16 protein-coding genes are annotated in these 12221 nt (G+C 66.9%); 10 read left to right on the top strand and 6 right to left on the bottom strand.

Annotated features, from left to right (window positions below; all coding sequences use genetic code 11):
* The first annotated feature begins 104 nt into the window (after positions 1-104).
* Together argS and OK349_RS15210 are read left to right on the top strand one after the other, a co-directional pair.
* Positions 105-1832 (top strand): arginine--tRNA ligase, encoded by a 1728-nt coding sequence (argS, locus tag OK349_RS15215; protein ID WP_265118759.1) that lies wholly within the window; start codon positions 105-107, stop codon positions 1830-1832.
* Positions 1832-2593, top strand: coding sequence for an SPOR domain-containing protein (locus tag OK349_RS15210; RefSeq protein ID WP_265118758.1), 762 nt, complete (start codon positions 1832-1834; stop codon positions 2591-2593). The genes argS and OK349_RS15210 overlap by 1 nt, the downstream gene beginning before the upstream one ends.
* Before the next feature lie 80 nt (positions 2594-2673).
* Here the strand turns inward: OK349_RS15210 and OK349_RS15205 are convergent, their stop codons facing one another.
* Positions 2674-3180 (bottom strand): hypothetical protein, encoded by a 507-nt coding sequence (locus OK349_RS15205; RefSeq protein ID WP_265118757.1) that lies wholly within the window; start codon positions 3178-3180, stop codon positions 2674-2676.
* The gene (locus OK349_RS15200; protein ID WP_265118756.1) at positions 3177-3455 is read right to left on the bottom strand and encodes a helix-turn-helix transcriptional regulator; all 279 of its coding nucleotides are present in this window, start codon (positions 3453-3455) and stop codon (positions 3177-3179) included. Before OK349_RS15200 ends, OK349_RS15205 begins: the two co-directional genes overlap by 4 nt.
* Before the next feature lie 260 nt (positions 3456-3715).
* On the opposite strand from OK349_RS15200, the gene nagZ reads away from it, so the two are divergent.
* The 6 genes from nagZ to tatC all read left to right on the top strand — a co-directional run bounded on the left by nagZ (position 3716) and on the right by tatC (position 7741).
* Positions 3716-4717, top strand: a complete 1002-nt coding sequence (nagZ, locus tag OK349_RS15195) for a beta-N-acetylhexosaminidase (protein WP_265118755.1) — start codon at positions 3716-3718, stop codon at positions 4715-4717.
* A 171-nt stretch (positions 4718-4888) separates the two neighbouring features.
* Complete coding sequence (locus OK349_RS15190; RefSeq protein WP_265118754.1) at positions 4889-5623, top strand: segregation and condensation protein A; 735 nt, start codon at positions 4889-4891, stop codon at positions 5621-5623.
* A gap of 17 nt (positions 5624-5640) precedes the next feature.
* Positions 5641-6213 (top strand): SMC-Scp complex subunit ScpB, encoded by a 573-nt coding sequence (gene scpB, locus OK349_RS15185; protein ID WP_265119294.1) that lies wholly within the window; start codon positions 5641-5643, stop codon positions 6211-6213.
* A 28-nt stretch (positions 6214-6241) separates the two neighbouring features.
* Positions 6242-6481, top strand: a complete 240-nt coding sequence (locus tag OK349_RS15180; RefSeq protein ID WP_265118753.1) for a twin-arginine translocase TatA/TatE family subunit — start codon at positions 6242-6244, stop codon at positions 6479-6481.
* Between the two features lie 46 nt (positions 6482-6527).
* Entirely contained in the window at positions 6528-6962 is a 435-nt protein-coding gene (gene tatB, locus OK349_RS15175; protein ID WP_265118752.1) for a Sec-independent protein translocase protein TatB, read from the top strand.
* Entirely contained in the window at positions 6959-7741 is a 783-nt protein-coding gene (gene tatC, locus OK349_RS15170; protein ID WP_265118751.1) for a twin-arginine translocase subunit TatC, read from the top strand. The genes tatB and tatC overlap by 4 nt, the downstream gene beginning before the upstream one ends.
* A gap of 12 nt (positions 7742-7753) precedes the next feature.
* On the opposite strand, the gene OK349_RS15165 is transcribed toward tatC, so the two are convergent.
* The 3 genes from OK349_RS15165 to OK349_RS15155 form a co-directional block, all read right to left on the bottom strand.
* The gene (locus OK349_RS15165; RefSeq protein ID WP_265118750.1) at positions 7754-7888 is read right to left on the bottom strand and encodes an entericidin A/B family lipoprotein; all 135 of its coding nucleotides are present in this window, start codon (positions 7886-7888) and stop codon (positions 7754-7756) included.
* Between the two features lie 387 nt (positions 7889-8275).
* Complete coding sequence (locus OK349_RS15160) at positions 8276-9787, bottom strand: sensor histidine kinase (protein WP_265118749.1); 1512 nt, start codon at positions 9785-9787, stop codon at positions 8276-8278.
* Positions 9788-9856: 69 nt separating this feature from the next.
* Positions 9857-10024 (bottom strand): NepR family anti-sigma factor, encoded by a 168-nt coding sequence (locus OK349_RS15155; RefSeq protein ID WP_265118748.1) that lies wholly within the window; start codon positions 10022-10024, stop codon positions 9857-9859.
* A gap of 235 nt (positions 10025-10259) precedes the next feature.
* Between OK349_RS15155 and OK349_RS15150 the strand changes: the two genes are divergently transcribed.
* Both OK349_RS15150 and OK349_RS15145 read left to right on the top strand, forming a co-directional pair.
* Positions 10260-11060: a response regulator gene (locus OK349_RS15150; RefSeq protein ID WP_265118747.1), complete on the top strand. Its 801-nt coding sequence runs from the start codon at positions 10260-10262 to the stop codon at positions 11058-11060.
* Positions 11061-11343: 283 nt separating this feature from the next.
* A complete protein-coding gene (locus OK349_RS15145) occupies positions 11344-11976 on the top strand; it encodes a sigma-70 family RNA polymerase sigma factor (RefSeq protein ID WP_265118746.1) in 633 nt (210 codons plus the stop codon).
* 40 nt (positions 11977-12016) lie between these two features.
* Here OK349_RS15145 and OK349_RS15140 read toward each other — a convergent pair whose 3' ends face one another.
* Positions 12017-12184 (bottom strand): hypothetical protein, encoded by a 168-nt coding sequence (locus tag OK349_RS15140; RefSeq protein ID WP_265118745.1) that lies wholly within the window; start codon positions 12182-12184, stop codon positions 12017-12019.
* Between the last annotated feature and the right edge of the window lie 37 nt (positions 12185-12221).

The following is a 12221-nucleotide window of genomic DNA, read 5'->3' as shown; positions in this document are numbered from 1 at the left end:
ATCCCGTGTTTGCGAGAGTGGCGCCGAAACGCCGCCGCACGCCGCGTGACGAAACCGCGTGGGTGCGCTAGAGGCCCGCGCTCCTGCAATCATCGGACCCGCAAATGACGCTCTACACCCGTTTCGCCGCTCATCTCGACGCTGCCCTCGATGCGCTGGTCGCGTCGGGCGACCTGCCGGCGGGGCTGGAGCGACGCGCGGTGACGGTGGAGCCGCCGCGCGACGTGACTCACGGCGACCTCGCGACCAACGCGGCGATGGTGCTCGCCAAGCCCGCGGGGACCAACCCGCGTGCGCTCGCCGAGAAGATCGCCGCCGAGCTCGAGAAGCTCGACGAGGTCTCGGCGGTGTCGGTCGCCGGGCCGGGCTTCATCAACCTGGCGCTGACCGACGCCACCTGGCGCGATGAGCTCCAGGCGATCAACGCCGATGGCGACGCGTACGGCCGCTCCAAGGCCGGCGAAGGCGTCACCGTCAACGTCGAGTATGTCTCGGCCAACCCCACGGGCCCGATGCACATGGGCCATTGCCGCGGCGCGGTGGTGGGCGATGCGCTCGCCAGCCTGCTCGAATGGGTCGGGCACAAGGTCGTGCGCGAATATTATGTCAACGACGCGGGCGGGCAGGTCGACACGCTCGCCCGCTCGGCGCACCTGCGCTACCGCGAGGCGCTGGGCGAAGACGTCGGCGAGATCCCCGAGGGCTTGTATCCGGGCGATTACCTGAAGCCGGTCGGCGCGAAGCTCGCCGCCGAGCATGGCGACGCCTTCGTCGGCAAGCCCGAGGAAGAATGGCTCGTGCTGTTCCGCAAGGAAGCCGTCGCCGCGATGCTGGTGATGATCAAGGCCGACCTCGCCTTACTCGGCATCCACCATGACCTGTTCTCCTCGGAGGCCGAGCTTCAGGCCGAAGGCAAGCCCGAAGCCGCCGAGAAGTGGCTGCGCGAGCACGATCTCGTCTATGACGGCCTGCTCGAGGCGCCCAAGGGCGAGACGCCCGAGGACTGGGAGCCGGTCGAGCTGCCGCTGTTCCGCTCGACCCGGTTCGGCGACGACCAGGATCGCCCGATCAAGAAGTCGAACGGGCAATGGACCTATTTCGGCGCCGACCTCGCCTATCATTTCCAGAAGGCGCAGGAAGCCGACCAGCTGATCGACATCTGGGGCGCCGACCATGCGGGTACGGTCAAGCGCATCGTCGCGGCGGTCGCGGCGCTGACCGGCGGCAAGACGCGCTTTGACGTCAAGCTGGTCCAGATGGTCCGCCTGCTGCGCGCGGGCGAGCCGGTCAAGATGTCCAAGCGCTCGGGCAATTTCGTCACGCTCGCCGATGTTGTGAACGAGGTCGGCAAGGACGTCGTCCGCTTCACCATGCTGACGCGCAAGGCCGATGCCCAGATGGACTTCGATTTCGCCAAGGTGGTCGAGGCGTCGAAGGACAATCCGGTGTTCTACGTCCAGTACGCCCACGCCCGAGTCGCGTCGCTTCACCGCAAGCGTGCGGATGCAGCTATTGCATGCGCAGACGCCGACCTGTCCCTGCTTGATACACGCGAGCTCGCGCTGGTGAAGCTCGCCGCGCAGTTCCCGCGCGTCGTCGAAGGCGCCGCCGGAGCGCGCGAGCCGCACAGAATCGCCTTCTATCTCTATGACTTGGCTGCCGAATTCCATGCGCTCTACAATATGGGCAACGACGATCCCGCGCGCCGCTTCCTGCTGACCGACAATGTGCCGGTAACTTGCGCGCGGCTTTTCCTCGCCGATGCGATCGGGCAGGTTATCCGTAACGGCCTCAGCATCATGGGCGTGGAGGCGGTTCAGGAGCTGAACTGATGAACGCAGGAGAGGAAAAGCCGGACGAGACCGAAGCCGATGCGGCGGCGGTGAACGAAGTCGAGAGCGGCGACCGCCTGCCCTGGCTGGAAACGGCGGACGAGGATTATGAGGAGAAGCCGCCGGTGGCGCGCACCCTCTGGCTCGTCGCGGCGGGTCTCGCGGTCGTCCTGGCGGCGGTCGGCGGCTGGTGGGTGCTTCAGCGCAATGGCGGCGGAGGCGGGGGCAGCGGCGCGCTGATCAATGCGGCCGAGGGCGACTACAAGGTCAAGCCCGACGATCCCGGCGGCATGAAGGTGGACGGCGAGGGCGACACGGTGTTCGCCGCGAGCGAGGGCGCGACCACCAACGGCTCGATCAATGTCGGCGCGCTGCCCGAGGCCCCGGTCGCGGGCAAGGCCGCACCCAAGGCGACGCCGAAACCGACGACGGGCTCCAGCCGCGTCACGGCACCGGTGCCCTCCGCACCGGCCGCCGCCACGGCCGCGGCGCCGTCGCAGCGCGCCCCCGGACCCTCGGCGGGCAGCTCGGTCATCCAGCTCGGTTCCTTCCCGGCCGAGGGCGGCGCCAACGGCGCCTGGGCGCGGCTGTCCAAGCGGTTCAACTATCTCGCGCCGCTCGGCAAGTCGGTCGAGAAGGCGGAGGTCAACGGCAAGACCGTCTATCGCCTGCGCGTCAATGCCGGCTCCAACAGCCAGGCGCGTGAACTTTGCGGCAAGCTCAGGGCTGCGGGCGAGGCCTGCTTCCTGGCGCCGAACTGATCAATTCCCCCCTCAGGCTGTGCTGAAACGATCGCTCAGCCGACGATGGAAGAGATCCTTTGGCGAAGCGAGCTGATGGGTCAGTCGTCGGGATCCACGACTGGCGCCGGCTCGAGCCAACTGGCGATCCAGGTGGGCAGGAGCGTGCTGACCGCTTGAATCCCGAAGCCGAGATTGAACCAGTCCATAAATTGCGGGTGCCAAAGCCATGGAACGCCTGTGCTAGCCATGTAGAAGCAGCCAAGCGTAATTATCATAGCGAGCACGACGCCCGAGGTGGCGTGCGCGCGAGCCTTCACCATGAGTTCGCGTTCATCCAGCGGCCGGTTCACAGTCGCCGTGAATCGCGGCCCCAAGGCGCGAAGCAAACCTGCGGCGACGATTGCGCCATAGAAGATCAACCACCCGATCAAAAAATCTGCAGCGATCGCGACTCCTGTCTTGGCCATCAGCACATAGCCCACGATCAGGGCCGCGATCACCAGCAGCGGCGTCCAGCGGAAGGCACGCGGCTGCATCTTCATGAAGATGAGGCGATCGAGCCGTGTCGCATAGACCAGGCGGTCCATTTTCTCGAGCAGGGTCATAGCGGTTGGTCTCCGGCCGCGGCGGCGCGGCGCAATGTCTCAGCGACGGATTCGAAGGGACGGAAGGAAAAGAGCAGCTCGATCGGCACGCCGAAATAGTCGGCGATCTTCATCGCGAGTTCGAGGCTTGGCTTGTAGTCGCCGCGCTCTAGATAGCCGATCGTCTGGTTGTTTACGCCGACCGCTTCGGAGAGTTCGCGGCGGGACACGCCGCGCTCCGCCCGAAAAACAGCAATGCGGTTATATAGAGTTTTCACAAAATCATCGCGAATCAAGGAAGATGTGTTGTGTTTACACAACAACTAGAGCCGGCGTCAATGAGGATTTGGGCGCAGCCCGCCGTGCTCACGCACGGCGGCCCCTCCGTCATCGCTTCGCGATGCCACCTCCCCGGTGGGGGAGGAATTAAGCTGATTCCGCTGGAAAAGTTGGATTGCGCCTGATCTAGTTGGCGGATGATCAGTCGGTTTGGTTCGGTCGCGCAAATGCCTGCGTATCTGTCAACTTTGTCAACTCGCTTGGCCGGAGACGTGGCATGAAGCCCGTCATCTTCGGCCTGTCCGGCCCTGAACTCACTGACCACGAACGCGCCTTTTTCCGTGAGGCCGATCCGCTCGGCTACATCCTGTTCAAGCGCAACTGCGAGACGCGCGCGCAGATGCGGGCGCTCACCGACAGCCTGCGCACGCTGTCCGGCCGCGACGACGTGCCGATCCTGATCGACCAGGAGGGCGGACGCGTCGCGCGGATGCAGCCGCCCGAATGGCCCGCCTTTCCCGCCGGTCCGGCCTTCGACAAGCTCTACGACCTCGCGCCCTCCTCGGCGATCGAGGCGGCGCGGGCGAACGGCCAGGCGCTCGCGCTGATGCTGGCCGAGGTCGGGGTCAATGTGAACTGCGCGCCCTTGCTCGACGTGCGCCAGCCCGAGACGACCCCGGCGGTGGGCGAGCGCACCTTCGGCAGCGATCCGATGCAGGTCGCGGCGCTCGGGCGCGCGATGCTCGATGGGCTGGCGAAGGGCGGGGTGGTCGGCGTGGTCAAGCACATGCCCGGCCACGGCCGCGGCGTGGTCGACAGCCATTACGAACTGCCGGTGGTGCGCGCCTCCGACGCCGAGCTTGAGCGCGATATCGAGCCGTTCCGCACGCTCAACCGCGCGCCGATGGGGATGACCTGTCATGTCGTGTTCGAGGCGTGGGACGCCGATCGGCCCGCGACGCTCTCGCCGACGGTGATCGCCGAGGTGATCCGCGGGCGTATCGGTTTCGACGGGCTCCTGATGACCGACGATATCGACATGAAGGCGCTGTCGGGCACTGCCGGCGAGAAGGCGGCGGCGGCGATCGCCGCGGGCTGCGACGTCGCGCTCGATTGCTGGGCGCGGATGGACGAGATGGTCGAGATCGCCGGGCGGCTGGGCGACGCGCCTGCGGCGACGCTGGCGCGGCTCGAACGCGCGATGGCGAGCGTGCGGCCCGAGGAAGCGCCGATGGATGCGCTGCTGGCCAAGCGGGATGAGCTTCTTGCGCTGGCTTGAGCCCCAAATTCCTCCCCTGAGCTCGCTCAGGGGAGGGGGACCACTCGCGCAGCGAGTGGTGGAGGGGCCGCCCCGCAGAGGGCGGTACTCGGCGGCACCGTTTCCGCCGTCTGCGCGGCGGCCCCTCCGTCATCGCTTCGCGATGCCACCTCCCCCGAAGGGGAGGAATGGATGACCGATTCCCCCGAAACACTCACCATCGACATCGACGGCTGGGAGGGCCCGCTCGACCTCCTGCTCGCGCTCGCCCGCAACCAGAAGGTCGACCTGCGCCAGCTCTCGATCCTGCAGCTGGTCGACCAGTATCTCACTTATGTGAACGAGGCGCGCGAGCTCAAGCTCGAGGTCGCCGCCGACTATCTGGTGATGGCGGCGTGGCTGGCGTACCTCAAGTCCGCGCTGCTGCTGCCGCGCGATCCCGAGATCGAGCCGAGCCCCGAGGAGCTGGCGCTGCGCCTGCAGCTGCGGCTCGAGCGGTTGAACGCGATGCGCGAGGCCGGGGCGCGGCTGGTGGCGCGCGACCGGATGGGGCGCGACGTGTTCCCGCGCGGCGCGCCCGAGGGCCTCAAGGTCGTGCGCAAATCGCGCTGGCAGGCCGAGATCTACGACCTGATCGCTGCCTATGGCCAGATCAGCGCACGCACCCGGCCGGTGATGCACGTGGTGGCGGTGCGGCCGGTGATGACGCTGGAAGATGCGATCGTGCGCGTCTCCGAACTGGTCGGCGAGCGGATCGACTGGTCGACGATCGAGAGCTTCCTGCCCGCCGACGCCGAGGGCTTGTACCGCAGGTCGGCGCTCGCCTCGTCCTTCGTCGCGGCGCTCGAGCTGGCGCGGCAGGGGCGGGTCGAGCTCAGGCAGAAATCGGCCTTCGCGCCGCTTTACCTCAAGGCGGCGCAGGCGTGACTCCGCCCGATGAGACGATGCGGGCGATCGAGGCGGTGCTGTTCGCGTCCGAGGAACCGATGACGGTGGCGGATATCCGCGCCTATGTCGGCGAGGAACCGGACGTCGCGGCGGCGCTGGGGGCGCTGGCGGAACATTATGCCGGTCGCGGGATCGAGCTGGTCGAGCGCGGCGGGCGCTGGCATTTCCAGACCGCCGCCGACCTCGCCAATTTCCTGCGCCGCGACCGCGAGGACAGCCGCAAGCTCTCCCGCGCCGGCATCGAGACGCTCGCGATCATCGCCTATCACGAGCCGGTGACTCGCGCCGAGATCGAGGCGATCCGCGGCGTGCAGATTTCGAAGGGCACGCTCGACGTGCTGATGGAGGCGGGGTGGATCCGTCCGGCGGGCCGCCGCGAGGTGCCCGGACGGCCGCTGATGTTCGCCACGACCGCGGAATTCCTCACCCATTTCGGCCTCGCCAGCCGCCGCGATCTGCCCGGAATCGACGATCTGCGGGCGGCGGGACTGCTCGATCCGGTCGACCTGGCGTTCGAGGCTGCGCATTCCGATGCGGAAAACATGGAAACCACTGACGAAGAGGACTAGATAGCCCGGGAATCAACGGAGAGTTCCGATGGGTGGTATGAGTCTGATGCACTGGCTGATCGTCGGTGTTCTCGTGATCCTTCTGTTCGGGGGCAGCCGCTTCTCGAACATGATGGGTGACGTGGCCAAGGGCATCAAGCAGTTCAAGAAGGGCATGGCCGAGGAAGACGAGACGGCAAAGCCCGCCGAGAAGATCGAGGCGAAGCGCGTCGCCGACCCGCAGCCGCAAGCGCAGACCGAAACGCGCCCGGCGCACGAAGATCGCTGAGGCCCTCGCCCGGCGGGTCCGGGCGATGCCGGAGTAGCGCGACCAGATGCTCGATTTCAACGCGCCCGAATTCCTGGTGGTGGCGATCGTCGCCCTGCTGGTGATCGGGCCCAAGGACTTGCCGAAAGCGATGCGTTTCGTCGGCCATTGGGTCGGCAAGGCGCGCGGAGTCGCGCGCCAGTTCCGCAGCGGCTTCGACAACATGGTCCGCGAAGCAGAACTGGCCGAGATGGAAAAGAAATGGGCCGAAGAGAATGCGCGCATCATGCGCGATTATCCGCCCGAAAAGGCGCTGCCCGCGCCGGTCTATGACCCCAATCCCGAAGGCGCGGCCCCCGCGGCGGTCGAGCCCGAGGATATGCCGCCGGCGACGGTCGAGCCGCCCGCGCTGAAGCCCGAAGCCGCCGATGCGGCGCTCGACGAGCCCGCCGCCAAGCCCGCCCGCAAGCCGCGCGGGCCGCGCAAGAAGGCCGCATCGTGAGCGATCAGGACGAGCTCGCCGGCACCGAGGCACCGCTGCTCGATCACCTGATCGAGCTGCGGCGGCGGCTGCTCTATTGCGTCATCGCGCTGGTGGCGACCTTCGCGGTCTGCTTCTATTTCGCGCGGCCGATCTTCGGCTTCCTGGTGCAGCCGCTGGCCGAGGCGGGACAGGACCGGCTGGTGTTCACCCAGATCTTCGAAGCCTTCATGGTCCAGATCAAGGTCGGCTTCTTCGGCGCGCTGATGCTGTCGTTCCCGGTGATCGCCAACCAGCTCTGGCAGTTCGTCGCGCCCGGCCTTTACCGCAAGGAGAAGAAGGCGCTGCTGCCGTTCATCCTGGCGACGCCGATCCTGTTCGTGATGGGTGCGGCGCTGGCCTATTTCTTCGCTATCCCCGTGGCGCTCCATTTCCTGCTCGGCCTCGAGGGCGACCTGGGCGGCGGGGTGAAGCAGGAGGCGTTGCCCGCGGTCGGCAATTATCTCGATTTCGTGATGCAGTTCCTGTTCGCGTTCGGCATCTCGTTCCTGCTGCCGGTGCTGTTGATGCTGCTCGAGCGTGCGGGGATCGTCACCTTCGAGCAGCTGAAGGGCGCGTGGCGCTATGCGGTGGTGGCGGCGTTCGCGGTCGCCGCGGTGCTGACCCCGCCCGATATCGGCTCGCAGCTGCTGCTCGCGGGGCCCCTGTGCGGCCTCTATTTCCTGTCGCTGGTCGCGATCTGGTTCACGCGACGGCGGCGTGAAAAGGAAGCGGCGGCCGAAGCCGCCGCCGGGGAATAGTCTAGAACTGAGTTACTTGGCGCCGTCGGCGGTCTTGGCGACGGTGTCGCCGGCCGATTTGACGTCCTTGCCGACGCCTTCGACCGTATTGCAGGCCGACAGAGCGAGGCCGCTGACGATCAGCGCCATCGCAAGAACCTTACGCATCGTATTTCTCCACTCGTTGCGAACGGTCAATGCTCGACCGGCGAGATTCGTTCCGCAACCGTTGCGGTGCCGTTATCTGATGGAATGAGAAAGAATTAGGCCCGGACGCGTCACCGGGGGGGGGGAGGGTTGACGCGTCCGGGCCTGTTTCGTGGATAGCGAGAGCGGGGGGGCAAAAGGTCACTATCCGAGGTGCAGAACGTCGCTCATGACCCCTGGTTCCGCGCCGATGCAAAATTTTTTGATTTTTTTTGAGTCTGTTTCAGCAAAGCTGAAACGTGGCCGCACCAGCCCGCTCCCCCACCCGGCCACCCATCAGGATACACTCGTGGGTGGCCGGGTGGGGGAGCGGGCTGGTGCCGCGATTCAGCGAAGCTGAATCCGCCTTTAGAGCCGCCCGGTGACCACGATGGGCAGCTCGAAACTGCCCGCCACCGCATCGTGATCGAGCCGCGAGCGGAGCTGGCGGACGAGGCCGCCGATCACCCGTCCATAGCGATTTTCGAGCAGGTCCGAGAATTCCGGGCCCTCCGTCAGCGCCGCCGAACGAATGCGGAGCATCGCCTGGCCCGGCTCCTCCGCCCCTTCCTTCAGCGAGATATGGAGCTGCGCCGCCGCGCTCGAATTCATCGCCAGCTCGACGATCTCGGTGATCAGGAAGGCGATTGCGACGGCATTGTCCTGCGAAACCAGCCAGGGATCGATGTCGAGCACGATCCCGACGGCCGCGTCGTCGGGCGCGGTGGCGCGGAGGTTCGCGGCGAGCTCGCCGATCACCGGCCGGATCTCGATCCCGCGCGTCTCCTCGAACCCGGCATAATGGTGGCGATGCACCACCGCGAGCGCATCGACCCGGCGCTGGATCGAGGCATAGGCGGACAATGCCTCGGGCGCCCTTGCGCCGCGCGCGTGAAAATTGATCAGGCTGGCGATCACCTGGAGGTTGTTCTTGACCCGGTGGTGGACCTCGCGGGTCAGCTTGGTCTGCCGCGACAGGCCCTCGGCGAGATCACGCTCGTGATCCTGGACGGTTCGGCTGAGGCCATGGAAGGTGTCGCCGAGCTCGCGGATCTCCTGCGCCGGGATGTCGCTGCCGGTAACCGGTTCGATCAGTTCGCCCGGCTGGTAGGCGCCGACGGTGGTGCGCAGCCGGCGCAGCGGGCGGATCAGCAGGCGGTCGACCACGAACCACGCGATCCCCGCGGCCAGCAGCCACATCAGGAACGGAGACAGTGCCGCAATGACCATCGAGGAGGTGATCGGCGCGCTGGCGACGGCCATGCGCAGCGTCAGCCCTTGCACGCCGAGATCGACCTGTTGCGTCTCGCGCCGGTCGAGCGGCCCGCTCGACGCCAGACGCCGCAGCGCCAGCGACTGTTCGTTCCCGTCGAGCGTGATGCCATAGTCGCGCGTCATCCCGCTCGGTTCGGCGGAGGTGGCCAGGAAGGCGGTCGGGAAGAAACCCCGCGCGATATAGCCATCCGGGCTTACCACCTCGATCTGCGCGCCGGAGTCGGGCAGCAGGCGGACGACGGATTCGCCGTTCGCCAGGGCTCCGCCGCTCGCCGACGGAAGGGGCGCGCCGCACAGCAGGCGGCGGTTATTGTCGAGCAGGGCGTAGCGGACCCCGTTCATCGCCTGCGGCTCGAACACGCCGGCGAGCCGGCCGCAATTGGCCGCGGCGCCGCGCGTGGCGGGAAGCGCGCTGCGCAGCTCGCGCAGTTCCCAGGCAAGTTCGCTGCGCAGTGCGCGCGCGGATTCGGCGATCGCGACACGAAGCTGCCCGCGCACCTCCTGGTCGGCGACGCGCGTGGTCTGGAGGGAGGCGAAGAAGGCAATCAGCGCCAGCGGCAGCAGCCCGGCGCTCAGGATCAGGAAGACTTTGGCCCCGGTCGGCATCCGCGCAATGGCGGCAAGGGGCCGGACGCCAGCCCGGCGTGTCAGTTCATCCCCGTCCATCGGGCATGGTTAATCGAGCTTGCTCAGGAGATCGAGCAGATCGTCGGGGACCCTTTCATCCGCGGCGTCCTGATAGACGCGGCGCAGAGCTTCGCCGATGTTGCGATCCTTGCGTGTGGCCATCCCGCCGCCAGTCCGCCCAAGCGGCTCTTTTTTCTTCTCCTCGGCCGAACGCACTTGGTCCCCCTCAAAGCCCTCGGGATGGGCGGATGCACAAAAAAGCCGCCGGCCGCAAGATGCCGGGAACACTGGATACAACCGTGTTCGACGCGTGAAACCAATTTGCGGCTCGTTGGTTCCACAGGCGATGCGAAATCCGGGGAGGGGCATTCCTTCGGACCAGCAGCTTTACTTGCAATGCGGATGCGCGCTCAGCACAAGGGCGGCAACGCCGAAGGAGACAGACAAGACCATGTCGCTTGGACAGCAACTCGCCCCGCATCTTCCCTTCCTGCGCCGCTACGGGCGGGCGCTCACCGGAAGCCAGGCGGAAGGCGACCGCTATGTCCGCGCCACGCTGGAAGCCATCGTCGCCGCGCCGGAGGAGTTCCCGCGCGACGTCGATCCGCGGCTCGGCCTCTACCGCACCTTCCAGGCGATCTGGGGCTCGACCCATCTGGAGGAATATCCCGAGGAGGCCGACACCGCCAACGACAATGAGGCGATCGCCCGCGCCCGGCTCGCGCGGCTCGCCCCGCGGTCGCGGCAGGCGCTGCTGCTGACCGCGATGGAAGGCTTCACCAGCGAGGATACCGCCTATCTGCTCGAGGAGACGCCGGATTCGGTGGACGGCCTCGTCGCCGAGGCGCTGGCCGAGATCGACAGCCAGACCCGCGCGCGTGTGCTGATCATCGAGGACGAGCCGCTGATCGCGATGGACCTCGAGACGATCGTGCGCGACCAGGGGCATGAGGTGACCGGCGTCGCCGTGACCCGCGACGAGGCGGTTGCGCTGGCGATGGAGGACCGGCCGGGGCTGGTGCTCGCCGACATCCAGCTCGCCGACGACAGCTCGGGCATCGATGCGGTCAAGGACATCCTCGCCCAGTTCAGTGTGCCGGTGATCTTCATCACCGCCTTCCCGGAGCGGTTGCTGACCGGCGAGCGGCCCGAGCCGACCTTCCTGATCACCAAGCCGTTCCAGCGCTCGACGGTGAAGGCGGCGATCAGCCAGGCGCTGTTCTTCGATCAATCGACGGTGCCGGCGGGCTAGGGTGTACTCACCCAAAAGTTCCATTTCTTACGGAGCCAAAACGGTTCTGGCGTGTTGATGCTGCATGGCCGACCCGAACGAACCCATGCACATCGACACGGAGCGCGTCCGCGCTGGTGCGACGCCGCACATGACTCGCTACATCCTCGCGGTGTCGCTGGTGGCGATCATCATCATCTATGCCATTTATCTGTTGCTTTGAGCAGGTTGCGGCTGGCGAATGCGGCCGGCGCCCCTATCTCAAGCATTGCCGCGCTGCGCGGAGCCATATGAACGGACCCGAATGACCGACACCGATCAGGAAGGCGACAAGGATAATTCGCCGGTCGAGCATGTCTCGCTCTCCGATCCCGAGTTCAAGACGCAGCTTGCGACGGTGATCCCTCACCTGCGCGCGTTCGGCCGCTCGCTGTCGGGCAGCCGCGACGTCGCGGACGATCTGGTGCAGGAAACGCTGCTCAAGGCCTGGGCGGCGCGCAAGCGCTTCCAGGCCGGCACCAACATGCGCGCCTGGACCTTCATCATCCTGCGCAACCTCTATTTGAGCCAGATGCGCCGCGCGCGGTTCAAGGGCGAGTGGGACGATCTCGTCGCCGACCGGCTGCTCGCGGCTCCCGCGAGCCAGGACCGGCACGTTGACCTCGCCGACATGCAGCGCGCGCTGATGCACCTGCCCCAGCCGCAGCGCGAGGCGCTGATCCTGGTCGGGGCGGGGGGCTTCGCCTATGAGGAAGCGGCCGAGATCTGCGGCGTCGCCGTCGGCACGATCAAGAGCCGCGTCGCGCGCGGCCGCGTCGCGCTCGAGGGGCTGATGACCGACGGCCAACTCCCCTCGCGCCGCGACACCGAGAGTGACGGGCGGACTGCGCTCGACACGATCATGGACGAAGTCGACCAGTTGAGCCGCGAGCGCTGAAGCAGGCGAATCTCGCGGCTGGCCCACGAGCCCGGCCAGCCTAGCGGCTCACATACCTCGTGTCGCTCATCTGCTTGAGCAGGTGAATCATGTCCTGCGGAAGCTCGGGCTCGCGCTCATACGCGTCCCGCAGCACAACGCCGATCGCGTCGTGGATGCGCGGCAGCTCGACACGATAGCCATTCTCATGGCCATTTGCGTGCCGCATGTCGTTGGATTGGGTAACGTGACGAACCATGAACATC

The organism is Sphingomonas sp. BT-65 (assembly GCF_026107375.2).
In the GTDB taxonomy this organism is placed as follows: domain Bacteria; phylum Pseudomonadota; class Alphaproteobacteria; order Sphingomonadales; family Sphingomonadaceae; genus Sphingomonas.
This window is presented reverse-complemented; position numbering and strand designations above follow the sequence as displayed.

Coding starts and splice junctions, on each gene's coding strand:
- argS (WP_265118759.1), top strand. CDS start 105: ATGACGCTCTACACCCGTTTCGCCGCTCATCTCGACGCTGCCCTCGAT.
- OK349_RS15210 (WP_265118758.1), top strand. CDS start 1,832: ATGAACGCAGGAGAGGAAAAGCCGGACGAGACCGAAGCCGATGCGGCG.
- OK349_RS15205 (WP_265118757.1), bottom strand. CDS start 3,180: ATGACCCTGCTCGAGAAAATGGACCGCCTGGTCTATGCGACACGGCTC.
- nagZ (WP_265118755.1), top strand. CDS start 3,716: ATGAAGCCCGTCATCTTCGGCCTGTCCGGCCCTGAACTCACTGACCAC.
- OK349_RS15190 (WP_265118754.1), top strand. CDS start 4,889: ATGACCGATTCCCCCGAAACACTCACCATCGACATCGACGGCTGGGAG.
- scpB (WP_265119294.1), top strand. CDS start 5,641: ATGCGGGCGATCGAGGCGGTGCTGTTCGCGTCCGAGGAACCGATGACG.
- OK349_RS15180 (WP_265118753.1), top strand. CDS start 6,242: ATGGGTGGTATGAGTCTGATGCACTGGCTGATCGTCGGTGTTCTCGTG.
- tatB (WP_265118752.1), top strand. CDS start 6,528: ATGCTCGATTTCAACGCGCCCGAATTCCTGGTGGTGGCGATCGTCGCC.
- OK349_RS15165 (WP_265118750.1), bottom strand. CDS start 7,888: ATGCGTAAGGTTCTTGCGATGGCGCTGATCGTCAGCGGCCTCGCTCTG.
- OK349_RS15160 (WP_265118749.1), bottom strand. CDS start 9,787: ATGCCGACCGGGGCCAAAGTCTTCCTGATCCTGAGCGCCGGGCTGCTG.
- OK349_RS15150 (WP_265118747.1), top strand. CDS start 10,260: ATGTCGCTTGGACAGCAACTCGCCCCGCATCTTCCCTTCCTGCGCCGC.
- OK349_RS15145 (WP_265118746.1), top strand. CDS start 11,344: ATGACCGACACCGATCAGGAAGGCGACAAGGATAATTCGCCGGTCGAG.
- OK349_RS15140 (WP_265118745.1), bottom strand. CDS start 12,184: ATGCGGCACGCAAATGGCCATGAGAATGGCTATCGTGTCGAGCTGCCG.